This is a genomic window from Microbacterium sp. MMO-20 (assembly GCF_037147735.1).
GTDB lineage: Bacteria > Actinomycetota > Actinomycetes > Actinomycetales > Microbacteriaceae > Microbacterium.
The window spans coordinates 49785-71630 of sequence record NZ_JBBCUU010000004.1 but is presented as its reverse complement, the minus strand read 5'-3'; the positions used below and the strand labels follow the sequence as shown (position 1 = coordinate 71630).

Sequence of the window (21846 nt, the reverse complement as noted above, 5' to 3'; positions counted from 1 at the left end):
GCACGGGACGGGCGGAGCGAGAGGTCGCGTGCGGTCACGGCTCCAGGGCGAGCTCCACCGTCGCGAACGCGTGCGGCGGGAGGGTGAGGCGCAGGATGCCGCCGTCGATGGCGGCCTCGAGAGGTGCCGGGCTCACAGCGTCGGGCGCATCGGGCGTGTTGTGCGCGGCGGCATCCGCACCCGTCAGCACGCGCGCCCGCGTCACGCGCGCGACGCGCCCGCGCAGATCGATCTCGACCGGCAGATCCTCGTCGAGCCCGACATGCGTGAGCGAGATCAACGCCGCGGCATCCGCGATCGACGCCGACAGGGACAGCGCGGGCAGCTCCCTCTCGTCGACGCCGACGACGGGCGTCTCCACGATGTGAGCGGGCACCGACAGCGCGTCGTGGTGCCCGACGTTCATCTCGTACACGTGGTACGTCGGCGTGAGGACGAGGCCGCCGTCGTCGTCCGTGAGGATCATCGCCTGCAGCACGTTGAGCGTCTGCGCGATGTTCGCCATGCGCAGCCGCGCGGCGTGCCGGTGGAAGACGTCGAAGTGGATGCCGGCGACGAGGGCATCGCGAATGGTGTTCTGCTGGAAGAGGAATCCGGGGTTGGTGCCCGGTTCGACGCGCCACCAGGTGCCCCACTCGTCGCAGACCAGCCCGATGAGCCGGTCGGGGTCGTAGGCGTCCATGACGGCTTCGTGGCCGCGGACGACGCGCTCGATCTTCTGGGCCTGGGCGATCGTGCGCAGATACTCATCGCGGGAGAACGACGTCGCCGACTCCTTCTGGATGCCGGTGCCCGCGTGCGTGTAGTAGTGGAACGAGATCGCCTGGAACGGCGAGGGCTGCGGGTCGGGAGCGTTGGACGAGGTCGCGGAGGCCATGAGGGCGTGCGTCCAGCGGACGTCGTCGTCAGCGGCTCCCGCGGCGATGCGCACGAGCGCGTTGCCGTCGTGCTCGCGGCAGAACGTCGCGTAGCGGCGCGCGAGAGAGGTGTAATACTCCGGCGTCATGTGGCCGCCACAGCCCCAGGCCTCGTTGCCGAGCCCCCAGAACGGCACCCTCCACGGCTCGTCCCGCCCGTTGCGTCGCCGCAGCCGCGCCATGGGGCTGTCGCCGGAGCGCGTCAGATACTCGACCCACTCGCTCATCTCCTGCACCGTGCCGCTGCCGACGTTGCCGTTGACGTAGGGCTCGGCGCCGAGCATCTCGCAGAGGTCCATGAACTCGTGGGTGCCGAACGCGTTGTCTTCGACGACGTCGCCCCAGTTCGTGTTGACCATCGTCGGGCGCTCCTCGCGCGGGCCGACGCCGTCGCGCCAGTGGTACTCGTCGGCGAAGCAGCCACCCGGCCAACGGAGGTTCGGGATGCGGATGCGGCGCAGGGCCTCGACGACGTCGAGCCGGATGCCGCGCTCGTTCGGGATGGGTGATTTCTCTCCCACCCAGAAGCCTCCGTAGATGCAGCGCCCGAGATGTTCGGCGAAGTGTCCGTACAGGTGGCGACTGATCTGTGGGCCGGGGGCGTCGAGATCGACGGCGGCGCGTGCGCGTGTCATATGAGGGCTCCGTCCTGCGACGGCTGCGTCGCCCTCTCATCCTCTCATCGATATGTTTTGTTCAGCAACAAATAGTGCGAACGGAGTGCGTCCGTCAGCGCGGTCCGGGCCGCACCGTGAGGTCGCTGATGACGGCGTCCCTCGGCAGATCGATCGCGGTCAGCACGGCCGTGGCGACCGAGGCGGCATCGATCCACCGGTCGGCGTCGTACGCGGCGCCCTCCTGGGCGTGCACCTTCTCCTGCATGGGTGTCGCAGTGCGGCCGGGGTACACCGACGTGACCCGCACGCCATGCGCGGCTTCCTCCCCGCGCAGCGCGTCGGCAAGTGCTTTGAGGCCGTGCTTGGATGCCGCATACGCCGCCCAACTCGGATGCGCATTCAGCCCCGCACCCGAGTTGACGAACACGACCTGTCCGCGCGCGGCCCGCACCCGCGGCAGGACGAGGCGCGTGAGCTCGGCGGGGGCGACGAGGTTGACGGCGAGCTGCTGCGTCCACGCGGTCACCGGGAGGTCGGCGACGCGCCCGAGGTCGACGATGCCGGCCGCGTGCACGAGCGTGTCGATCGCGTCCGGGAGGTCGGCGGCATCCTGCACCGCGGCGGCGAGCGCGTCGGGTCGGGCGAGATCGGCGACGATCGGGATGCTCCCCGGAAAGGCGCGGGTGAGGTCGTCGGCGCGCATCGCGTCGCGCATGACGAGGACGAGCCGGTCGCCGCGCGCGGCGAGACGTTCGGCGATGAGGCGCCCGATGCCGGACCCGGCGCCCGTGATGAGGTGGGTGGCGGTCATCCGTCCATCGTCCCCGACGCGGGAGCGGGTCAGATCCCGCCGTCGATCGACCGGACGAAGTCACCCGGTTCGTCCGGCACCATGACGGGTGTCTCGCGGTTGAGGCTCTTGCCCGAGAAGAAGGGCTTCGACCGCGGGAAGAGGTACCAGAGGAACATCAGCACGACGCCCAGCAGCAGCGCGCCGATCCCGACGACGAACGTGCCGCCGATGCCGAGGAGCACCGTGTACCCGTAGTCGACGTCGTACATGTCGATCGCCGACTGGACGAACGCGAAGGTGAGCATGAGGGCGCCGAGCAGCGGGAAGATGCCCTTGAACCACAGGTCCCGAGCGGAGTTCTTCAGTTCGCGCCGGTAGTACCACACGCACGCATAGCCGGTGATGGCGTAGTAGAAGGCGATCGCGAGGCCGAGCGACAGGATCGAGTCCTGCAGGATGTTGTCGCTCACGAGCGTCATGCCGACGTAGTAGCAGATCGCGACGATACCGCCGACGATCGTCGAGAACGACGGGGTCTTGTAGACCGGGTGCACGGTCTTGAACCGCGCGGGGAGGGCGCGGTAGACGCCCATCGCGAGCGTGCCGCGCGCCGTCGGCAGGATCGTCGTCTGCGTCGATGACACCGCCGAGATGAGCACGGCGACCACGAGCAGCCAACCCCACGGCCCGAGCAGGCCGTCCTTGATCGCGAGGAAGAAGTCGTCGGCGTTGGCCTCGTTGCCCAGGCCCGTGCCGTCCTCGCCGAGGCCGGCGTACATCATCGCGGCGATCGTGACGGCGACGTAGGTGAACAGCAGGATGATCGTCGTGAGGAGCGCCGCGCGGCCGGGGATGCGCTTCGGGTCCTTCGTCTCCTCGTTGAGGGCGAGGCAGGTGTCCCAGCCCCAGTAGATGAAGAGCGCCAGCAGCACCGCCTCGGTGAAGCCGTGGAAGTCCGTGAACGCGAAGGGGTTCATCCAGTCCCAGTCGAAGGGCGTCGGGTTCGGCGCCGTTCCCGCGAAGAACTGCCACAGCGCCGCGACGACGAAGATCGCGAGGGCGATGTACTGCACGGCGAGCAGGATGTTCTGGATGCGCTCGCCGATCTCGACGCCGCGCCAGGACACCCAGGTCATCGCCGCGATGAAGATGACGGCGACGAGGATGATGCGCCAGTCGTTGTTGGCGAGGTCGAGGCCGAACAGGTCCCAGAAGTAGACCGAGGCGACCTGAGCGAGATTCGCGAGCACGACCATGCCCGCGACCGCGACACCCCAGCCGCCCATCCAGCCCACCCACGGACCGAAGGCCTTCGTGCCCCACGTGAAGGTGGTGCCGCAGTCCGGGATCTCGTTGTTGAGCTCGCGATACGCGAACGCGATGAAGAGCATCGGCACGAACGCGATGACGAACGCGATCGGCGCCTGTGCTCCGACGGCGAGCACGACGAAGCCGAGCGTCGCGACGAGGGAGTAGACGGGCGCCGTCGAGGCGAGACCGATGACGGTCGAGCCCCAGAGCCCGAGGGTGCCCGCAGCAAGGCCCTTGCCGTCGCTGCGCTCCAGGTGGATCGGGGTGGTGCTGCCGAATTCGCTCATCCGCTGACCTCCAGGCGTCGTCGTCGGGTTGCCGAGAAGAGTAGCGGGATGCCGCACGCGCCGAAGCTGGCCGCGCGGGCGATTCTCCGCATACGTATGGACGCGGCGTACATCGCCCGACCGTCGGTGGTGGAACTTTCCGCGCCCGCCTCAACGGCAAGGCTCCGAGGGCGACACGCCGTCACCCGTCCGCCGCGCTCGGCGTGTCGCACGCAATCCCTTGCAGTTCGGGTTCGCGCCGCCGGACAGGCGTGCGCTCAGACGATGCTGCGGCGATGGATGCCGGATGTCAGCGACACCCCGTTGACGTCGAGATAGAGCTGCCCCTCGGTCACGGAGAGCGTCACGGTGTTGCGACGCTCCATGGCATCCGCGACATCGTCGATGAACCCCGGGTCGAACGTGGTGAGAACGACATCCTCGACCCGGTGGATCTTCTTGCCCGCCCAGAGCGGCAGGACCTTCGCGGGATCGCGGTGCGTGTAGATGCGCACCCGACCGGCGAGCTTGCTGCCGTGGTGCAGCCGCTCGGCATCCGGTGCACCGACTTCGATCCACGACGTCTGACGACCCGTGGCGTCGCGAACGAGCACGGCGGGCTCGTTCGTCGCCGAGATGCCTTCGCTGAACGCGATGCCGTCCTCGTACTCGAGGCAGTACGCCAGCAGGCGGGTGACGAGGAAGGCCGCCGTCTCGGACGGATGCTGACCGAGACGCAGCGTGAGGTCCTCGTACACCCCGCGATCGAGGTCCGCCACCTGCACGTCGAAGGTATGCATCACAACGCCGATCGCCATGCCTCGAGCCTAGATGAGCGGGCGAGGCCCCCCGCCTCCGGCCTGACGTCGTCCGAGGCCCGTATTCTGGTTCGGCGGGAGGGGGAGTCGAATGGCGAACACGGTCGACGACAGCGCACGGATCGACGCGATCGCGCGCTACCGGATCGTCGGCGAACCCGCCGAGCCGAACCTCGAAAGCCTCGCGCGCCTGGCCGCGACACTGTGCGGGGTCTCGACTGCCGTCGTCAACATCATCGACGACGCGCATCAGCATCAGGTGGCGGCGTACGGCGTCGTCGCCGACATCTGCTCGCGCCAGGATTCGATGTGCGCCATCGTCCTGCAGGACGCGCGTCACGTGCTCGTCGACGATGCCAGCGTCGACGAGCGGTTCGCCGCGAATCCTTTCGTCACCGGCGAGCTCGCGCAGATCCGCTTCTACGCGTCGAGCCCGCTCATCACGCCCGAGGGCATCTCGATCGGCACGCTGTGCGTCTTCGCGGAGGAGGCGGGCACCCTCACCGACGAGCAGAGCGCTGCGCTCGATCTGCTCGCCCGCCAGGCGGTCGAGGTCCTCGAGCTGCGTCGCCTGACTCTCGAGCTCGCGCGCTCCAACCGTCAGCTCGCCCACTTCGCCGGGCGCGTCAGCCACGACCTGCGAAACCCCCTGCTCGCGATCGTCGGGCACCTCGACCTGGCCGCAGAGGGTATCGAGGCGGGCGATACGGCGCGTACGACCCGGGCGCTGTCCTCGGCCGAGTCCGCGGCCCTGCGGATGGGCGACACGATCACCGGGCTCCTCTCCTACGCACGCCTCGGCGGCGCGCAGCCGGCGGCGAGACCCGTGCCGGTGCGCGCGATGCTGGCCGACGCCCTCGCCGACCTCGACGCCACGATCCGCGTCGCGGAGGCGACAGTGACGATGGATGCCGAGGACGACGAGCTCGTCGGCGACGCCGCCCTGCTGCGCATCCTCGTGCAGAATCTCGTGGCGAACGCGGTGAAGTACTCCGCCGGAGCGGGCGTGCGCCCGCAGATCCGGATCACCGCGCACCGCGACGACGACGCGTGGTCGCTGACGGTGGACGACAACGGGCCGGGCATCGCGGCGCCCCTGCGCGAGCGCGTGTTCGACGTGATGGAGCGCGGCGACGCGGGCGACGTGCCGGGTCTCGGCATCGGCCTGGCGACGTGCCGGCTCATCGCCGAGGCACACCGTGGTCGCATCGCGATCGAGGATGCCCCCAGCGGCGGCGCCCGCCTCCGACTCACGCTCCCGGCGGCGCGGCCGCGCGGAGTTCTCCGGAGCTGATCCCCGACGCAAAACCTCCACGTGTACGTTTTCGCGCGTCGCGACTAGGATCGGCGCATGCCCGACGACGACGCCCCCCGCTCCCGCGGCAGCTACGCGAAGGGCGTCGCACGCCGCCAGGAGATCCTCGACCGGGCGATCGAGGTGTTCGCTCAGCGCGGCGGAAGCCGCACGAGCCTCCGCGCCATCGCCCAGGAGGTCGGCGTCACGCACGCGGCGCTCACGCACTACTTCGGCTCGCTCGACGAGCTGCTCGTCGCGGTCTACCGTGAGGCGGCTGCGCGCGGCGACGAGGCCGAGAAAGCGGATGCGACGCCGGCCGAGTCCATGCGGATCGCCGCGGCGGAGAACCGCGAGATCCCCGGCATGGTCGAGCTGTACTCGACCCTCGTCGCGTCAGCCCTGGGAGCTGCGCACCCGGCGGCGCACGCGTACGTGACCGAGCGTTTCGCTTCGCTGCGGACGGGGCTCACGGCCGAGGTCGAGGCGCTCCAGGAATCAGGTCGCATCCGTTCAGACATCGATCCGCAGCTCGCGGCAGCGCTCATCATCGCGGCATCCGACGGCCTGCAGACGCAGTGGCTGCTCGAGCCGTCGGTCGACCACGAAGCCGCGCTCGCGCTGCTCGATCACCTGCTCGCGCCGCCCGCCTGAGCGCCCGCTCAGACGAACCGGACAGCCTGCTGCAGCCTCGTGCGGATGTCGAACAGCTCGTTGCCACCGATGTCGCGCGCACCCGTGAGGCCGCGCCGGAGCATCGTCTGCAGGGCAGAGCGCGCGATGACCGCCACGGGAGTGCCGCGCACTTTGCCGATCTCGTCGACCGCCGACGCCACGTCGTCGTCGGGCAGCACGACGATCACTCCGCTGAACCGCACGCGGGCAGCGCGAGCGATCGCGCGCGCCCCCGCAACGGTGTCCGCGATCGGGGAACCGTCGACGCCGTCGCCGATGAGCTCGCCGCGCCGCAACCGCACCGGCGCACCGAAGTCCTCGCTGAGGATCGCGTAGAGACCGCTCGGTCCGAGGACGATGTGGTCGAGCTTGACCCCCGGATCGCGCGCGTCGACGGCGATGTCGTGCCACACCGTGTAGCCCATTCCCAGCTCCCCGACGGCGCGGGCGGTCGCCTCCTCGGCGAGCGCATCGGCGAGGAGGCGCTTGAGCTCGCGCGGAGCCGTGCGCACGAGCGCCGGGTCGTACGGATCGGGCAGCTGCGCGCCGCGCCCCACCCACTCCCGCATGAGCGTGAGGTAGCGCTCGCGCCGCCACCCGCCGGGCTGCCCGAAGGACCGGGCGCGGGGACGGGTGTCGTGCGCCGCGCGGGGCGGACGCCAGCCACCGCCGTCAGCCCCGTCCGCCGCCTCGGACCCCTCCGGACCGTACTGGGGGGCGGACGCGCCGAACCCGTGACCTCGGTCGTACGCCGCGCGGGCCGGCTCCGTGCCAACGAGTTCCCACGCGCGCTGCACCTGCACGAACTGCGCCGCGTCGCCGCCGGTGTCGGGGTGGGTCTGGCGCAGGCGCAGCCGATAGGCCTTGCGAAGGTCCTCGTCGGTGGCGTCGGTCGCGACGCCGAGGACCTCGTAGGCCGACGCCGAGAGCGGAGAGTCGAACACGCCTCAGTCCCAGAGCGGCTTGGCGGGCACGTGCGCGAGCGCGGCGACCCCGATGTCGCCCCGCTCGTCCCGCAGCGCCGCGCGGGTCGCCGGCCGCCACGCGGGCGTGCGGTCCTTGTCGACCACCTGCGCCCTGATGCCCTCGACGAGGTCGGGTTGCGTCTTCGCGAACCACAGCACGAGTCCGAACTCCTGCGCGAGCGCGGCGCGGAGATCCGGCAGCGCACGGGCCGACCGGACGGCCGCGAGGGTCACCGCGAGCGCCGTCGGCGACAGCTCGTCGAGCGTGTCGGCGGCGGCGGATGCCTCCGGCTCGGGCCGCCCCCGTAGGCGGGCGACGATCTCGTCGACGGTGTCGGCGGAGAACGCGTCGTCGATCCAGACCCGCGCCGCGGCGAGTGCCGACGGCGCGGGCGTCTCGTCGAAGAGGAGGACGAGTTCGGCCGGCGTGGCGGGGTCGGCGCGGGTGCGCAGCGCCTCGACGAGGTCGCTCAGGCGCTCGCTCGGGACGAGCGCGTCGGCGAAGCCGGCGAAGATCGCGTCCGCGGCATCCATCGTCGCTCCCGTCAGCGCGAGGTATTCACCGACCCGACCCGGCGCGCGCGCGAGGAGCCACGAGCCGCCGACGTCGGGGGTGAAGCCGATCCGCGTCTCGGGCATCGCGAGCCGTGAGCGCTCGGTGACGATGCGGACGGCCGCGTGCCCCGCGAGGCCGATGCCGCCCCCCATCGTGACGCCGTCGGCGAGGGCGACGATGGGTTTCGGGTACTCCGCGATGCGCGCGTTCAGGGCGTACTCCGCCCGGAAGAACCCGGCGGTCAGGTCGACGCGCTCCGCCAGGATCTGCTCGCGGAGGCTCCGCACGTCGCCGCCTGCGCAGAATCCACGTTCGCCGGCGCCGTCGAGGAGCACGACGGAGACCTCGGTGTCGTGTTCCCAGGCATCCAGCGCCTCCGCGAGAAGACCGATCATCGGGGCGTCGAGCGCATTGATGGCGCGCGGCCGATTCAGGGTCAGGTGGCCGACACCATCACCCGTACGGGCGAGGACGGTGGATTCGACGTCGCCTCCCACGGGGGCGTCCGGGCCGGATGCAGTGCTCACCCGGGCAACGTTACCTGCGCTTCTCCCGACCGCGGCACGCGCGCCGCGCGGAGGTTTCCGCCAGGATGGGGAGAACGCCACCGCCGACGAGAGGTCCCCCCATGCCCGACGGACACGTGCTCGAGTTCACCGACGTGACCAAGCGCTTCGGGCCGGTGCCGGCGGTCGACGGGCTCACGGCGCGCGTGGAGCCGGGCACCGTGACCGGCTTCCTCGGCCCGAACGGCGCCGGCAAGACCACGAGCCTGCGCATCATGCTGGGGCTCGTGCGGGCCACCTCGGGCACTGCGGCCATCGGCGGCAAGCGCTACGCCGATCTCGCCCATCCCCTGCACACGGTGGGTGCCGCACTCGAGGCGTCGAGCTTCCACCCGGGCCGCACGGCCGTGAACCACCTCCGCGTGTACGCGCGTGCCGCGGGCATCACGGAGGGGCGCGTCGACGAGGTGCTCGGCCTCGTCGGCCTCGCCGATGTCGCGGGGCGGAAGGTCGGCGGATTCTCGCTCGGCATGCGCCAGCGCCTCGGACTCGCGTACACCCTGCTCGGCGACCCCGGCGTGCTGGTCCTCGACGAACCGGCGAACGGGCTCGACCCCGAGGGCATCCGCTGGCTGCGCGGCTTCCTCGGGTCGCTCGCGCGGGAGGGCCGGACGGTCCTCGTCTCGTCGCACATGCTGGCCGAAGTGCAGCAGACCGTGTCGGCGCTGCTCATCATCTCCCGCGGGCGCCTCGTCTACCAGGGCGACATGTCGGGGCTGACGCAGCCCGGCGACTATTCGACCGTGATCGACTCCCCCGACCGGGGGGCTCTCGCGGCGGCGCTCGACGCCGCAGGCGTCGACTACGACGCACTGCGCACGGGTTTCACCGTCCGCAGCGCCGAGCCCGCTCAGCTCGGCGCGATCGCCGCGGCCGCGGGCATCGCGCTGTCGAACCTGCAGCGCAAGGGTCCCGCGCTGGAAGAGGTGTTCCTCGACCTCGTCAACGGCACGCGGGTGCACGCGTCGGTGCAGGAGCTCACGCCGGAACCGGAGCCCGAACCGGAACCTGAACCCGAACCCGAACCCGAACCCGAGTTCCTAGCCGATCACGCTTTCGAACCGGATCTCGACGATCCTGTGATCGCGCCGGCCGAGGACACCGTCCGTTGGGATGCCGGGCACCCGCGCACCGAGTCCGACGACCAAGCAGACGCGTTCTTCGCCCGTTACGACCACACCGCTGCCGCCGCGACGGACTCCGCCGCGTCCGATCCGGCGGCATCCGACGATGCGGAGGAGGGCCGATGAGTCTCGCGCGCGCCACCAGTTCCGAGCTGACGAAGCAGTTCACCACCTCGATGTGGTGGATCCTCGCGCTCATCCTCTTCCTCTACGTCGGAGTGACGGCCGGCGGCCTCGCCGGAGTGCTCGGCGCCGTGTCCTCCGGCGCGATCGGCCCCGAGGCGACGAACGGCCCGACACCGACCGGCGACATGCTCGCGCCGATCATCTACAGCCTCGCCACGTCGGTCGGGTACGTCTTTCCTCTTCTCATCGGCACCCTGCTCGTCACCGGTGAGTTCCGTCACAAGACGCTCACGCCCACGTTCCTCGCAACGCCCCGTCGCGGCGTCGCGCTCGGCGGCAAGGTCGTTGCGGGCGTCGCCATGGGGGCGCTGTATGCCGTGCTCGCGATCGTCGCCGCCGTCGCCCCTGGTGCCGGCTTGCTCGCCGCCTTCGGCCTCGACACCGGCCTCGGCGCGGCCGACACGTGGGCGCTGATCGGTCGCATGGCCATCGCCCTCGTGCTGTGGGTACTGATCGGCATCGGCGCGGGCACGCTGATCCGCAACCAGGTCGCCGCGATCGTCGGGGTGCTGGCGTTCACGCAGTTCATCGAACCGATCCTGCGTACCGTCGCGACCTTCGTCGAGGGACTCGGCGACGTCACCGCGTACCTCCCCGGTGCCGCGTCCGACGCGCTCGTCGGCGCGAGCATCTTCGCCACGATGGGCGGTGCCGGCGGCGGCTCGACGCTCACCTGGTGGGGAGGCGGCCTGCTGCTGCTCGGCTACGCCGTCGTCTTCCTCGCGCTCGGCTGGATGATCAGCTGGCGTCGCGACGTCAGCTGAGGGCGTCAGGCCGTCGCAGGCCGCGGCGACGCCGCGGGTCGCGGTGTGCGTCCGGCACCGCGCGGGCGGGGCGGATTCCGCGCGGCGATCTCGGTGACATCGGCGGGCGCGTCCTGGTCGCCCGGCACGTCCAGCCTCAGCGCGCGGACGAGCGCGAGGCCGTGCCGGGTCGTGAGAACGAGTCGGGAGAACGCGGCATCCTCGTCGAGATCGATGACGACTGCGGGATGGCGGCGGCGCACCACGACGAAGTCGTCGCCGCTCGCCGACGTCCATGTGCCCATCGCGATCGTGCCGCGCACGAGCGTGCCGGGGCTCGGCACTCCGCGCAGCCACGTCCACGCGTCGTCGGTCAGCTGCACCTTGCCGATGTGCGCGCGGTCGACCCGCACCGAATCGCTGCGTCGGGAGAGCACACGCTCGACGGGCGAGAGCGCGACCTCCAGCTGGGCCCGGTCGAGCAGCAGCGTCACCATCACCTCAGTCTGCCAGCGCGCGCATGCCGCGAGGAGGATGGACCGGCAACGATCCGATCTCGACAGGGGTGCGGGAGGCCGTCAGACCGCGAACTCGTCGGTCGCGTGCGGCAAGGGGAATCTCTGAACGGCCGCGATGAGGCCATCGACGGTCTGCTCCCGGGCGATGGCGTTCACGCCGAGCCCCGCCTTGCGGGCATCCTTGGCAGTCCGCGGCCCGATGGCTGCGACGATGGTGGATGCCGGGATGTCGGGGAACTGCAGGCGCACCTGCTCCGCGACCGACCCGCTCGTCACCAGGATCGCGTTGATCCGCCCGGTCTCGACGTCGTGGGCGATGCGCTCGGTGACCGGCACGCCCACGGTGCGGTACGCGACGACGCTGCGCACATCGTGCCCCGCCTCGGTGAGGCGTCGGGTGAGCACGGGCTTGGCGATCTCGCTGCGGAGCGTGAGGATGTGGCGCGGATCGGGCTCGAGCGCGATGAGCTGCGCAGCCATGCCCGCCGCCGAGTTGTCCTCATCGGGAACGAGATCGACGCGGTAGCCGACGGCGCTCAGAGCCGCGGCGGTCGTCTCGCCGACGGCCGCGACTCGCGTCGCCGCCGGAATCTGCGCGCGATAGGCGTACAGCACGTCGACCGTCGTCGCGCTCGTGAGGGTCACCCAGTCGAACGCACCGGCTGCCAGGTCGGCCAGAGCCGTCTCGAGCGTCGTCTGATCGGTCGACGGCGCGAAGTTGATGAGCGGTGCGATCACCGGAACCGCGCCCTGTGAGCGAAGAGTCGCCGCCACCGAGTCCCCCCACGGACCACCGCGCGGCACGAGCACGCGCCACCCCTTGAGGGGCTTCGCGGCCGCGGCGGCCTGGTGGTGGTGGTTCATGCTCGACTTTCGTGGTGCATGGTCGGTCGCACGGTCACGCACGTCCGACCGTGTCGGGCCCGGGACATAGGCGGCTACGCTGTTCGGGACGGCAGGTCGGCAGCCTCTGCATCATCGCCACTGCCTGGTACACGAGCATACCCCCGCCGGGGTCGGCGACGGTCGGAGGGTCTGACGGGGTGATTCGTGATCACCGCGTGTACAGACGCACGATCCCCCACACGGCGACGCCGACGGCCACGGCGACGCCCGCGACGGCGAGTGCGCCCTCGACCGGTTTGCTCTGCACGAACCCGCGCGCGGACGACACAGCGCGGTCCGTCGCGCGCGTCAGGCGCTTGGGGACGTTCGACTTCTCTTCGATCGCGGCGAGTGCTGCCTTGAGCTCCGCTCGCGCCTTCTCGACGGGATCGGTGATCCCGAGCGCGACGGCCGTGCGGGGAACCGGAACCTCAATACTCATCTGCCACGTCCTTCACGATGCGCGCGTCCACGGTGATCGCCTGGACCGGGTTCTCTTTCTTGCCGAGCTTCTTGAATCGCTGGATGCCGAGAAGCGCGGTCACCACGATGACGAGGAGGAACACCCCGACGACGATGAGAGCCGCTGCCCACGCCGGCATCCACGAGGCGAGTCCGATGATCGCGAAGGCGCCGAGCGCCGGGATCAGCCAGAACAGGAAGAAGAGCGCGACGATGAACCAGACGCCGCCAAGACCCGCCTGCTTGCCCGCGCTCTTGGCCCACGCCTTCGCCGAGTCGATCTCGGCCATGACGAGGTTCTTGACGAGCTCCGGGATCTCGCCGAGCAGGGTGAACAGACTGGCGTCGGCCCGGTCGCGGAATCCGCGGGGTGTGCTCATCTCACGACCCCGTCGTCTTGCGCGGCGTCTTCTTCGCCGGTGTCGTCGTCTTCACAGCGCCGGCCTTCGCGTCGGCGACGGCCTTGTCGGCGGCCTTCTCCACCGCCTCGGCCGTCTGCTCCGCGCCCCGGACGACGTCCGTCTGCGCGTCCTTGCCCGCCTTGATCGCGGCATCGAGCTTCTGCCCGGGGGTGCCGTTCTTCGTGGCCGCCTTCGTGACCTTCACCGCGCCGTCCCACAGCGCGCTCGGCAGGGCGAGCGCCGCGGTCTTGCCGGCTTCGGCGACTCTTCCGACCTGCTTCTGGACGGGCGCGGTGTTCCAGACCTTGAGGAACCCCGACTTGATCTGCTCGTAGCGTTCGCGGCCGGCGCGCGTGCCCAGCACGTACCCCGCGGCGAGCCCGACGACGATGCCGATCTTGCCTCTCATGGTGCTCCTCACAGTCGAAAAACGGTGGCTTCCGTCCCAGGGTAACGCCGTATGCCGATTCCGGCATCCACGGTTGCCTCGGGAGGCGGCCTCTGGTAATCGACCGCTGTCCGCGGTCGTCTCAGTCGTGCTCCGGCGGCACCGACGCGAGCTGGGCCGTCACGAGCCCTCGCTCGCGGCTGACGATCTGGGCCCGGCCGGGAACCGACGGCACGGGCTTGAGCCGGCCGATCAGCGCCCCCTCCTCCGGGTTGCCGCCGAGCAGGATGCCGGTCGCGCCCAGGTCGGTGAACCGCTGGATGATCGGGTCGTAGGCGGCGCGGCTGGCGCCGCCCGTACGGCGCGTGAGGATCACGTGCAGGCCGAGATCGGCGGCCTGCGCCAACAGAGGCTGCAGCGGCTGGAGCGGGTTGCCCTGACTCGTCGCGACGAGGTCGTAGTCGTCGACGAGGATGAAGCCCTCCGCCCCCTTCCACCAGCTGCGGTCGCGCAGCTGCGCCGGGGTGACGTCGGGCCCCGGAATCCGGCCCGCGAAGAAGCCGGCGAGATCGTTCATGCCTCCCGATGCGAGCTCGTGCGAGGTGAGGTAGGCGCCCAGGTACTCCTCCGGGATGTCGCCCAGGAGCGAGCGCCGGTAGTCGACGACGAAGATCTTGGCCTCGTTGGGCTGGTAGAGGCGGGTGATCTCGCGCACGATCCCGCGCAGGAACGAGGACTTGCCCATGCCGGCGTCGCCGTAGAGGTAGAGGTGCGGCTCCTGGCGCGGGTCGATGCCGAACGGTGCGAGTGCTCCCTCGTCGACGCCGAGGAGAATCCGTCCGTCCAGCTGGGGGTCGCCGCTGGCGGCGGTGCGCACCTCGTCGAGAGTGATGAGCTCCGGCAGGAGGCGCAGCTTGGGACCGGCCGGGCCCGTCCAGGCCGCCGAGACGCGGGCGATCATGTCGTCGATCCCATCGACGAGGTGGGCGGCGTCCCGAGTGCCGTCGATGCGCGGCACCGCCGCGAGCATGTGCAGCTTGCCGCTGGACAGACCGCGGCCGGGCGCACCCGACGGCACGTTGGCCGCCTGCTTGCGATCGATCTCGGAGTCGCTCGGATCTCCCAAGCGCAGCTCGAGGCGCGTCTGGATGAGGTCCTTGAGTCCTGCGCGGATCTCCAGCCACCGATTCGCGGTGACGACGACGTGGATGCCGAAGCTGAGGCCGCGGGCGGCGAGTGTCTGCACGCGCGGTTCGAGCGTGTCGTACTCCGCGCGGAGCGTCGCCATGCCGTCGACGATGAGGAAGACGTCGCCGTACCCGTCGTCGACGAGACCCTGCGCACGCCGCGTGCGGTACGTGTCGATCGAGTCGATGCCGTGAGCCCGGAAGTACTGCTCGCGGGCGTCGAGCACAGCCTCCACCTGGGCGACCGTGCGTCGGACGGCTTCGGTCTCGGTGCGCATGGCCACTCCGGCGATGTGCGGGTGAGCCTGCATGCCGGCGAAACTGCCCCCGCCGAAGTCGAGCACGAAGAACTGCACCTCGAGCGGCGTCGCGGTCAGCGCGACGGCCGACAGGAGCGTACGGGCGAAGGTGGACTTGCCGCTGAGCGGTCCACCGACGATCGCGACGTGCCCGGCTGCCCCGCCGAGAGAGACGGTGAGGCGCTCACGGCGCTGCTCCAGGGGCACGTCGACGATGCCGAGGGGAACCGTGAGGGCGCCGGACTCGCGCCACGCGGTCGAGACGAGCCCCAGGCCCTCCACGACGGCGAGGTCGGGCATGAGCGCGTCGAGCGAGGCGGGGTCCGACAGCGGCGGCAGCCACACCTGATGGGCGGCGGGGCCGTGCCCAGACATCCGGTCGACCGCGATCTGAAAGGTGGTCGCGTCGTCGGGCTCGGCGGCCGGCACCGACTCGGCCACGTCGTCCGCGTGCGCCCGCGACGCGGCATCCGCCTCGTCGAGCGGCTGCGCGCGAGCGGTGAAGAGCTCGACGTCCGAGGCGCGGCCCGCGCCGCCCTTCGCGACCGACGCGCCGAGTGCCCGCCGCCGTGTCTTCGGCGCGCCGGAGACGTAGGCCGCGCGGAATTGGATGAGGTTCTCGGTGTCGGCCTTGAGGAATCCGACGCCCGGCTCCTGAGGGAGCGTGTAGGCATCGGGGACGCCGAGGACCGTCCGCGATTCGGCGGCCGAGAAGGTGCGCAGGCCGATCCGGTAGGAGAGGTAGGTGTCGAGCCCGCGGAGCTTGCCCTCTTCGAGGCGCTGGGATGCCAGCAGCAAGTGCACCTGGAGCGAACGCCCGACACGGCCGATGTTGATGAAGCTGTCGACGAACTCCGGCTTGGCGGCGAGGAGCTCGGAGAACTCGTCGGCGACGATCAGGAGCGCCGGGAGCGGCTCGAGATCGGTGCGACCGCCCTTGCGTGCCTTCTCGTAATCGGAGACGCTCGCGAAGTTGCCCGCGGCGCGCAGCAGCTCCTGACGGCGCACGACCTCGCCCTGCAGAGCGTCCTGGAACCGGTCGACGAGGGCGAGCTCGCTGCCCAGGTTCGTGATGATGGCGGAGACGTGCGGCATCCCCGCCATCCCGGCGAAGGTCGCACCGCCCTTGAAGTCGACGAGAACGAAGTTCAGCTGCTCGGACGAGTGCGTGAGGGCGAGGGCGAGCACGAGCGTGCGCAGCACCTCCGACTTGCCCGACCCTGTTGCTCCGATGAGCACGCCGTGCGGCCCCATGCCCTGCTGGGCCGATTCTTTCAGGTCGAGGACGAGCGGCGCGCCGGCGGAGTCCTGACCGATCGGCACGCGCAGACGGTCGCGCTCCAGGCGCCCACTCCACGACCGCGCGAAGTCGATGTCGCGCACGTCGGGAAGACCCAGCAGATCGACCAGTTCGCGCTGCGTCTGGACGCCCGATCCGCTGCCCGTCTCGGCCACGGCGGGCCCCGAGCGCAGCGGCAGGAGACGGCGCGCGGTCGCCTCGGCCTCGGCGATCGACATCGCGTCGGGAGTGAAGGTCTGCGCCTGGTCGGCAAGATCGATGATCTCCGCCTTCGCGGCATCCGCGCCCGTGGCGCCGACGCCCGGGAGCGCGATCCGCAGCGTGCCGTAGTCGCTCAGCTCCCCCCACCGGTCGGGCAGATCGATGAGGGTGACGCCGAGCATGCCTTCGGCGCCGACGAGGGGATGTCCGACCGGGAGGGTGACGCCGTCGGCGACGATCACGATGTGCGGCGTCGGAGAGGTGCCGCGCCCGAACCGGGGACGCTCGCGCAGTTCGGGCGGGAGGAGGTCTTCGAGTCGGTCGAGCGACGACACGATCATTCGCTCCGCGCCCAGCCGGTCCTCCGCTCGCGCGGACTGGGTGTGCGGCAGCCACTTCGCCCACTCCCAGTGCGGGAGGCGGTCCTCCGCCGCGAGGACGGCGACCAGCACGCTGTCGGGGTCGTGCAGCGTCGCGACGCCGGTGAGGATCGCACGGGCCAGGGCACGCACCGATTCCTCCTCACCGCCGGTGATCTCGATGCGGCCGTAGTCGTCGAGGCGGACGGATGCCGGGAGTGCCGGCTGGATCTCGTGGGTCAGCATGAAACGGTGCGCCGCGGACGCCGCGACCGGGTCAAGCTGGGCGAGGGGAGGCAGCTCGGGGGCCTCGAGGGTGACGCAGAGCGGCTGGTCGGAGACTCCCACGCGCGCGAGCAGGTAGGCGTCCTCTCCGGGCGCGCGCTCCCACACTCGGGTGCGCTCCTCGGCGAGGAAGGGGAGCGTCGACGGCGCGGGACTCACCCAGTTGCCGTGACGACGCTGTTGGCGGGCGGCGGTGCGCACCGTCTTGCGCAGGTCGGAGAGGTAGGCGAGGTACTCGCGACGGTTGCCGAGCACCTGGGCGTTGCGCTGAGAGCGCTGGCGCCAGCCGTTGACGGCGACGAAGCCGAGCGACGAGAGGAGGAACATGCCGCCCGTGATGTAGCCGGCCGGTCCGGTGTTGGTGAGGGAGATCATGACGATCGAGCCCACCGACCCGATCATCGGCAGGAGCGACGTCAGGATGCCGCCGGCGCCGTCGTTCGGTACGAGCTCGGGTGGCGCCTGCACCATGAGCTTCCCGCTCGGCACGCGCGGCGGAGCCAGCCGGGGTCCCTTCGTCACGACATGCCTCCCACGAGCCGGCTGATGGTGAAGACACGGTCTCCGATGCGCACGCGGCTGCCATCCTCCACCTCGGTGCGCACGCCCGCGGCGAGCGGTGTCGCCCGGCCTGCTTCATCGAGCAGGTCGGTGCCGTTGGTCGAGCCGTTGTCCGTCACCCAGACGCCGCTCTCCCGGTGCTCGAGCCGCGCGTGCGTACGGGAGAGGCTGAGGTCCTTGCCGCGCACGCGCACGAGGATGTCGCCGGGCTCGAAAGCCTCGGGGTTGCGTCCGAGATTGACCGCCGCGGGGAGCGGCACCGTCTCCTGCTGGCCGGTGTCGAACGTGAGCACGAGGACGACGGCGCCCCCGTCCCCCGGAGCGGCGGACGCACGTCGGATCGCGCCCCGTGTCTGGGCCGGCTGTGCCGTCTGTGCCGGCGCGTCGGATGCGCTCGGCGCGTCCGCTCCCGCGAGGCCTCGGCGGCGCGGGCCGGGCGCATCGGCGGACTCCGCATCCACCGGCGCCGTCGAGCGGCGCCGCAGTCGAGGGGGCTCGGCCGCGCCGTCGTCGACGGGGAGGACGGAGGGCACGGGCGGAAGCTCCGGCGCCGCGGGGTTCAGCGTCCTCGCTCCACCGGCGTCGTCGTCCGCGTCCGGCGCCGACGCGGGCGCCTGCGGCTCCGTGCTCTCCGACGGCGCGGTGACCTCCACCGGGACGGCCGTCTCGGCGAGGGTGATGTCGGCGTCCGGTACGCCCGCGACGGCAGGGGTCGCGGCGTCGACCACGGGCTCGATACGGCGGCGACCTCCGGCAGCGGCTCCCGAGGTCGGGCCTCCCGTGGCCGCCGGCGCGGCGAGGGCTGCGTGGGGCGCGACCTCCTCGCCGATGACGATCGGAGCGGCCAGCAGAGCGGGCGCCGGAGCCGCGACCTTCCCCCGCCGATCCCGCGGCACCGACACGACGACCGTGCCGGCGACGCGGTCGGCGACCGATTGACGACCGGAGCCGTCCCACGCCGATGAGGCCGCGACGACCCAGGCACCCGCAGCGAGGATCAGTCCGCCCGCGGCCGTCACCGCACCGCGCACCAGAGCGGGGACCGCACCGGGTGAGAACGGCGCATCTTCGCGGGAGACACGGAGCTCCATCAGCCACGCGCCGAGGCTCACGCCCGCACGAGCCTGCATGATCCACAGGATGCCGAGAACCTGGACCGCGGCGACGACACCGAGCAGCAGTGAGTGTGCGAGCAGGCCGGTCGTCACGGCGACAGCGGCCATGACGGCCATGTCGATCGAGAACGAGGCGACGCGACGGCCCGCCGGGGCGGGCGTTCCCACGAACTCGGGGCCGAGGCCCGGAGCGGTCTGGTCGGCGATGACGGGCGCGGCTGCGCGCGTGGCGGCATCCTCGTGGCGCGTCACGTCGTCCGTGCCGGTCGCGGGCGGCGCATCGACGAGCGTCGGCGCGCGCAGCGGGCGGTCGCGGCGCAGACCTTCGGGGACCTCAGCGATGACCGTCGCGGCACTCGCGACCCCGCGCGGGTTGAATCTGCCCATCTGCGGGTTCTGGGCGAGCCCGCAGTAGAGGCACGTCGATGCTCCGGCGACGAGCGCCTGGCCGCAGTTCCAGCAGCGCACCGCGCCGCCTGACGCGCTCCCTGTCGTGTCGACCGTCATCCACCCATCACCCCTCGCAGCACACCGATCGTATCGGCGGCGAGGAGGCCTGCGGGGAGGGCCAGCACGACGGCCAGCCACTCGAACACGTCGCCGACCCGCGACCACACGAGCGACCGCGCTCCGCGGCCCACCGGCACGATCGCCGCAGCGATCGCGACGCCCAGTAGGAGCGCCGCGCCCGCCAGCACCGTGAGGAAGAGCGGACCGGCCGCACGGAGAGCGCCGACGAGGGCGACAGCGGCGACGACCAGGGCCGCCGCACGCGGCATCCAGTGCAGCGCCGGTGCGGACGAGCGGCGGGCGCCCAAGAGCAGGGCGAGCACGACACAGGTCGCCAGCGCGATCCGTCCGGCGAAGACGAGTGGCGCCGCCGGGTCGAACTCCGGCAGCGCGAAGGGTGCCGTCACCGCCGCGACGATGCTGAGAAGCGCCGTGCCGCCGCGCAGGCGCGCCGAGGCGCGTCCGACCAGGTCGTGGGCCGCGGCGCTCTCGATGGGCCCGACCTCGGCGGGCAGCTGCTGGCGCACCGCCCATCGCGAGGTCTGGAACCGGCGGTACTCGATGAAGGTCCCCGGGGCGACGTCGATGAGCGTCGTCGGAAGGGCGCGCAGGGCGACGGGGACAGCGCCGAGGGCGACGGATGCCGGCGCGAAAGCCGGCAGGTCGAGCGCCAGGGCGAGCCCCCAGACCGCGGCGAGCGCGAGGAGGATGAGCGTGACCGTCCCGAGTTCCGCGCGGACGATACCCAAGCGAGCCACGACGGCGAGGAGGCCCGCGAGTACGGCCGCGACGCACAGCCCCGTGAAGACCGCGAGGATGCCCGTCGCGGCGGGGAGGGGAGGAACAGCGACGACGCCGGCCCCGAAGGCGAGCGCGAGGGGCCCGGATGCCGCCGCAGCGCCCAGCCGTCCGGCCGCGCCCACGGCAGCTCCCGCTCGACGGGACCACACGGTGGCGCTCGCCACAGCTCCTCCTGCCGCGATGAGCGTCAGTGCGACCCGGAGCGTCGCGTCGATGGCGCCGGGGGCCACGAGGGCGACGGTGGCGAGCAGACCGCCCGCACCGGCGAGGATCCACCAGACGGATGCCGTCGGCGCGTCATCCTCATCACGCCTTCGCTCGCCGACGCCGGGCGTGCGCTCGACGCGCTCGGTCAAGTCGACGAGGGCGAGCACGGCACCGTCGGCGAGATCCGCGGCTCGGCGATCGGCCGGCACCTCGATTCCCCCCGGCCCGACGAGGAGCCGCCGCCCCTCTTCCAGCTCGATGCCGAGGGAGCGCACGGCGTCAGCGAGCGTGACGTGGGGTGCGAGTGCGAGTTCGTGCCGGCCGGCACCGTCGAGCACGGCGACCCGTCGACGCGTCGTCACCTCACTCGTAGCCACCCGACGATCCTCGCATGCGGGCGCGCCGAACGCCGAGCGTCGGACTCTCGGTCACGCCAATCCCGCACCTGCGCATCCAGGCACCGGCCGGCATCAATCTCCCTCACGCTTCTGAGACGACCCACTGCCGTCGAGCGAACCTACGTACTCTTCGTAGCGACGACGCTGCGGCTCGACTGCGGCGGTCGCGAGCTGATGCCGGACCAGTTCCACGAGCCCGTCGATCGTCGGCGGCAACCACGGTTCGCGCGACGCCTCGGCGAGTTGCTCGATCACCACAAGGGGCGTCTCACCGTCGAGCGTTGTCGACACGCTCAAGGTGCGAATCAGGATCTGCGGAGGCAGGACCACCTCGCGCTCCGGGGATGAGCGGAAAGCGCGGCGATGTCACGGCCCGTCTTACTCGAAAACGCGGCAATGACGGGAGCGGAGAAGTTCTCGGTCGCAATACGCGGATCGGAGCCGCTCCACGAGCTGGTCGTAGTTCATCATGGGTAAGCCTGAATCCAGCCGAACCGAAACCGAGAATGGCGTCGCTGCGTCGACCGGTCAGGCGACCAGCGGATTGCTCGCGTGGCATCAGTCCACATCAAGCCAAGCGTGCGTCATCTCTACCCTGACAGTTCCTGGCGAAAGGCTGCCAGCCCCTCGGGCGGAACGTCGAACCCCGAACCGGAGCCAGGATTGACCACGATGCCTTCCGTTGACGGCATCGTCGTCAGGAGGTCCTCGCCGGAGAGGGCGACGATGAACGGCGCAAGGTCGGATATCACCTCAGCAGCGTCTGGAGACGTGAACACTGCGAGCATCCGCGTCGCCTCGACCTCGTAGTACACGGGGCGCATTCCGCCGCGGTCAGGACCTGGGTCCGCGCCGCTGGGGACGTAAACCGTGCCGGCAGCGAACGTCCACAGGACGCTCTGCATCGTCAATCTCCCCTCGCGCGCACGTGTGATCGCACGATCGACGATAGGTGTCGTGTTCATTCAGGAACCTCCATCGGGAATCGATCTCGTGCGTCCTCCTCGGAGACCGCCCACGCCGCGTGGCCGTCGCCGATCCACCACGTATAGCAATGCCGCCCTCGATCCAGTTCCCCGAACTGATCGCATCCGCCAGCTGCGCACCCGAATCCAACAGACCCGCACCCGAAAACGGC

The 21846-nt window shown here is 71.1% G+C and carries 20 protein-coding genes; 4 read left to right on the top strand and 16 right to left on the bottom strand.

All coding sequences use genetic code 11. The annotated features are described in order from the left end of the window. Positions 1–34: 34 nt before the first annotated feature. From WFI52_RS07435 to WFI52_RS07420, 4 genes are all read right to left on the bottom strand, one after another. A complete protein-coding gene (locus WFI52_RS07435; RefSeq protein ID WP_336626578.1) occupies positions 35–1552 on the bottom strand; it encodes an alpha-N-arabinofuranosidase in 1518 nt (505 codons plus the stop codon). 94 nt (positions 1553–1646) lie between these two features. Then, on the bottom strand, positions 1647–2345 hold the full coding sequence (locus WFI52_RS07430; protein WP_336626577.1) for an SDR family oxidoreductase: 699 nt from the start codon (positions 2343–2345) through the stop codon (positions 1647–1649). 29 nt (positions 2346–2374) lie between these two features. Then, positions 2375–3925: an APC family permease gene (locus WFI52_RS07425; RefSeq protein ID WP_336626695.1), complete on the bottom strand. Its 1551-nt coding sequence runs from the start codon at positions 3923–3925 to the stop codon at positions 2375–2377. A 257-nt stretch (positions 3926–4182) separates the two neighbouring features. Further along, the gene (locus WFI52_RS07420; RefSeq protein ID WP_336626576.1) at positions 4183–4722 is read right to left on the bottom strand and encodes a YaeQ family protein; all 540 of its coding nucleotides are present in this window, start codon (positions 4720–4722) and stop codon (positions 4183–4185) included. Between the two features lie 91 nt (positions 4723–4813). On the opposite strand from WFI52_RS07420, the gene WFI52_RS07415 reads away from it, so the two are divergent. Both WFI52_RS07415 and WFI52_RS07410 read left to right on the top strand, forming a co-directional pair. After that, on the top strand, positions 4814–6016 hold the full coding sequence (locus WFI52_RS07415; RefSeq protein WP_336626575.1) for a sensor histidine kinase: 1203 nt from the start codon (positions 4814–4816) through the stop codon (positions 6014–6016). Between the two features lie 57 nt (positions 6017–6073). After that, a complete protein-coding gene (locus WFI52_RS07410; protein ID WP_336626574.1) occupies positions 6074–6670 on the top strand; it encodes a TetR/AcrR family transcriptional regulator in 597 nt (198 codons plus the stop codon). An 8-nt stretch (positions 6671–6678) separates the two neighbouring features. On the opposite strand, the gene WFI52_RS07405 is transcribed toward WFI52_RS07410, so the two are convergent. Continuing rightward, the gene (locus WFI52_RS07405) at positions 6679–7635 is read right to left on the bottom strand and encodes a DnaJ domain-containing protein (RefSeq protein ID WP_336626573.1); all 957 of its coding nucleotides are present in this window, start codon (positions 7633–7635) and stop codon (positions 6679–6681) included. A gap of 3 nt (positions 7636–7638) precedes the next feature. Next, positions 7639–8709 carry an enoyl-CoA hydratase/isomerase family protein gene (locus tag WFI52_RS07400; RefSeq protein ID WP_336626694.1) on the bottom strand — a complete coding sequence of 357 codons (1071 nt, stop codon included), beginning with the start codon at positions 8707–8709 and terminating at the stop codon, positions 7639–7641. A gap of 131 nt (positions 8710–8840) precedes the next feature. On the opposite strand from WFI52_RS07400, the gene WFI52_RS07395 reads away from it, so the two are divergent. Together WFI52_RS07395 and WFI52_RS07390 are read left to right on the top strand one after the other, a co-directional pair. Next, positions 8841–10028: an ATP-binding cassette domain-containing protein gene (locus WFI52_RS07395; RefSeq protein ID WP_336626572.1), complete on the top strand. Its 1188-nt coding sequence runs from the start codon at positions 8841–8843 to the stop codon at positions 10026–10028. Beyond that, on the top strand, positions 10025–10852 hold the full coding sequence (locus WFI52_RS07390) for an ABC transporter permease (protein ID WP_336626571.1): 828 nt from the start codon (positions 10025–10027) through the stop codon (positions 10850–10852). Before WFI52_RS07395 ends, WFI52_RS07390 begins: the two co-directional genes overlap by 4 nt. 5 nt (positions 10853–10857) lie before the next feature. Here WFI52_RS07390 and WFI52_RS07385 read toward each other — a convergent pair whose 3' ends face one another. The 10 genes from WFI52_RS07385 to WFI52_RS07340 form a co-directional block, all read right to left on the bottom strand. After that, the gene (locus WFI52_RS07385) at positions 10858–11328 is read right to left on the bottom strand and encodes a hypothetical protein (protein WP_336626570.1); all 471 of its coding nucleotides are present in this window, start codon (positions 11326–11328) and stop codon (positions 10858–10860) included. Positions 11329–11409: 81 nt separating this feature from the next. Next, positions 11410–12213, bottom strand: coding sequence for a uroporphyrinogen-III synthase (locus WFI52_RS07380; protein WP_336626569.1), 804 nt, complete (start codon positions 12211–12213; stop codon positions 11410–11412). A gap of 190 nt (positions 12214–12403) precedes the next feature. Next, on the bottom strand, positions 12404–12676 hold the full coding sequence (locus WFI52_RS07375) for a hypothetical protein (RefSeq protein WP_336626568.1): 273 nt from the start codon (positions 12674–12676) through the stop codon (positions 12404–12406). After that, entirely contained in the window at positions 12666–13076 is a 411-nt protein-coding gene (locus tag WFI52_RS07370; protein WP_336626567.1) for a phage holin family protein, read from the bottom strand. Before WFI52_RS07370 ends, WFI52_RS07375 begins: the two co-directional genes overlap by 11 nt. A gap of 1 nt (position 13077) precedes the next feature. Further along, a complete protein-coding gene (locus tag WFI52_RS07365; RefSeq protein ID WP_336626566.1) occupies positions 13078–13506 on the bottom strand; it encodes a hypothetical protein in 429 nt (142 codons plus the stop codon). A gap of 121 nt (positions 13507–13627) precedes the next feature. Further along, positions 13628–17638, bottom strand: a complete 4011-nt coding sequence (gene eccCa, locus WFI52_RS07360; RefSeq protein WP_336626565.1) for a type VII secretion protein EccCa — start codon at positions 17636–17638, stop codon at positions 13628–13630. Then, a complete protein-coding gene (locus tag WFI52_RS07355) occupies positions 17635–19299 on the bottom strand; it encodes an FHA domain-containing protein (protein WP_336626564.1) in 1665 nt (554 codons plus the stop codon). Before WFI52_RS07355 ends, eccCa begins: the two co-directional genes overlap by 4 nt. After that, positions 19296–20687, bottom strand: coding sequence for a hypothetical protein (locus WFI52_RS07350; RefSeq protein ID WP_336626563.1), 1392 nt, complete (start codon positions 20685–20687; stop codon positions 19296–19298). The genes WFI52_RS07355 and WFI52_RS07350 overlap by 4 nt, the downstream gene beginning before the upstream one ends. A gap of 93 nt (positions 20688–20780) precedes the next feature. Further along, entirely contained in the window at positions 20781–21005 is a 225-nt protein-coding gene (locus WFI52_RS07345) for a hypothetical protein (RefSeq protein WP_336626562.1), read from the bottom strand. A 293-nt stretch (positions 21006–21298) separates the two neighbouring features. After that, on the bottom strand, positions 21299–21673 hold the full coding sequence (locus WFI52_RS07340) for an SseB family protein (protein ID WP_336626561.1): 375 nt from the start codon (positions 21671–21673) through the stop codon (positions 21299–21301). Between the last annotated feature and the right edge of the window lie 173 nt (positions 21674–21846).

Bases quoted from the DNA above. Each gene is read 5' to 3' on its own strand.
- WFI52_RS07380 (WP_336626569.1), bottom strand. From the start codon at position 12,213: ATGAACCACCACCACCAGGCCGCCGCGGCCGCGAAGCCCCTCAAGGGG.
- WFI52_RS07355 (WP_336626564.1), bottom strand. From the start codon at position 19,299: ATGACGGTCGACACGACAGGGAGCGCGTCAGGCGGCGCGGTGCGCTGC.
- WFI52_RS07385 (WP_336626570.1), bottom strand. From the start codon at position 11,328: ATGGTGACGCTGCTGCTCGACCGGGCCCAGCTGGAGGTCGCGCTCTCG.
- WFI52_RS07390 (WP_336626571.1), top strand. From the start codon at position 10,025: ATGAGTCTCGCGCGCGCCACCAGTTCCGAGCTGACGAAGCAGTTCACC.
- WFI52_RS07420 (WP_336626576.1), bottom strand. From the start codon at position 4,722: ATGGCGATCGGCGTTGTGATGCATACCTTCGACGTGCAGGTGGCGGAC.
- WFI52_RS07370 (WP_336626567.1), bottom strand. From the start codon at position 13,076: ATGAGCACACCCCGCGGATTCCGCGACCGGGCCGACGCCAGTCTGTTC.
- WFI52_RS07415 (WP_336626575.1), top strand. From the start codon at position 4,814: ATGGCGAACACGGTCGACGACAGCGCACGGATCGACGCGATCGCGCGC.
- WFI52_RS07375 (WP_336626568.1), bottom strand. From the start codon at position 12,676: ATGAGTATTGAGGTTCCGGTTCCCCGCACGGCCGTCGCGCTCGGGATC.
- WFI52_RS07430 (WP_336626577.1), bottom strand. From the start codon at position 2,345: ATGACCGCCACCCACCTCATCACGGGCGCCGGGTCCGGCATCGGGCGC.
- WFI52_RS07435 (WP_336626578.1), bottom strand. From the start codon at position 1,552: ATGACACGCGCACGCGCCGCCGTCGATCTCGACGCCCCCGGCCCACAG.
- WFI52_RS07365 (WP_336626566.1), bottom strand. From the start codon at position 13,506: ATGAGAGGCAAGATCGGCATCGTCGTCGGGCTCGCCGCGGGGTACGTG.
- WFI52_RS07425 (WP_336626695.1), bottom strand. From the start codon at position 3,925: ATGAGCGAATTCGGCAGCACCACCCCGATCCACCTGGAGCGCAGCGAC.
- WFI52_RS07395 (WP_336626572.1), top strand. From the start codon at position 8,841: ATGCCCGACGGACACGTGCTCGAGTTCACCGACGTGACCAAGCGCTTC.
- WFI52_RS07340 (WP_336626561.1), bottom strand. From the start codon at position 21,673: ATGAACACGACACCTATCGTCGATCGTGCGATCACACGTGCGCGCGAG.
- WFI52_RS07410 (WP_336626574.1), top strand. From the start codon at position 6,074: ATGCCCGACGACGACGCCCCCCGCTCCCGCGGCAGCTACGCGAAGGGC.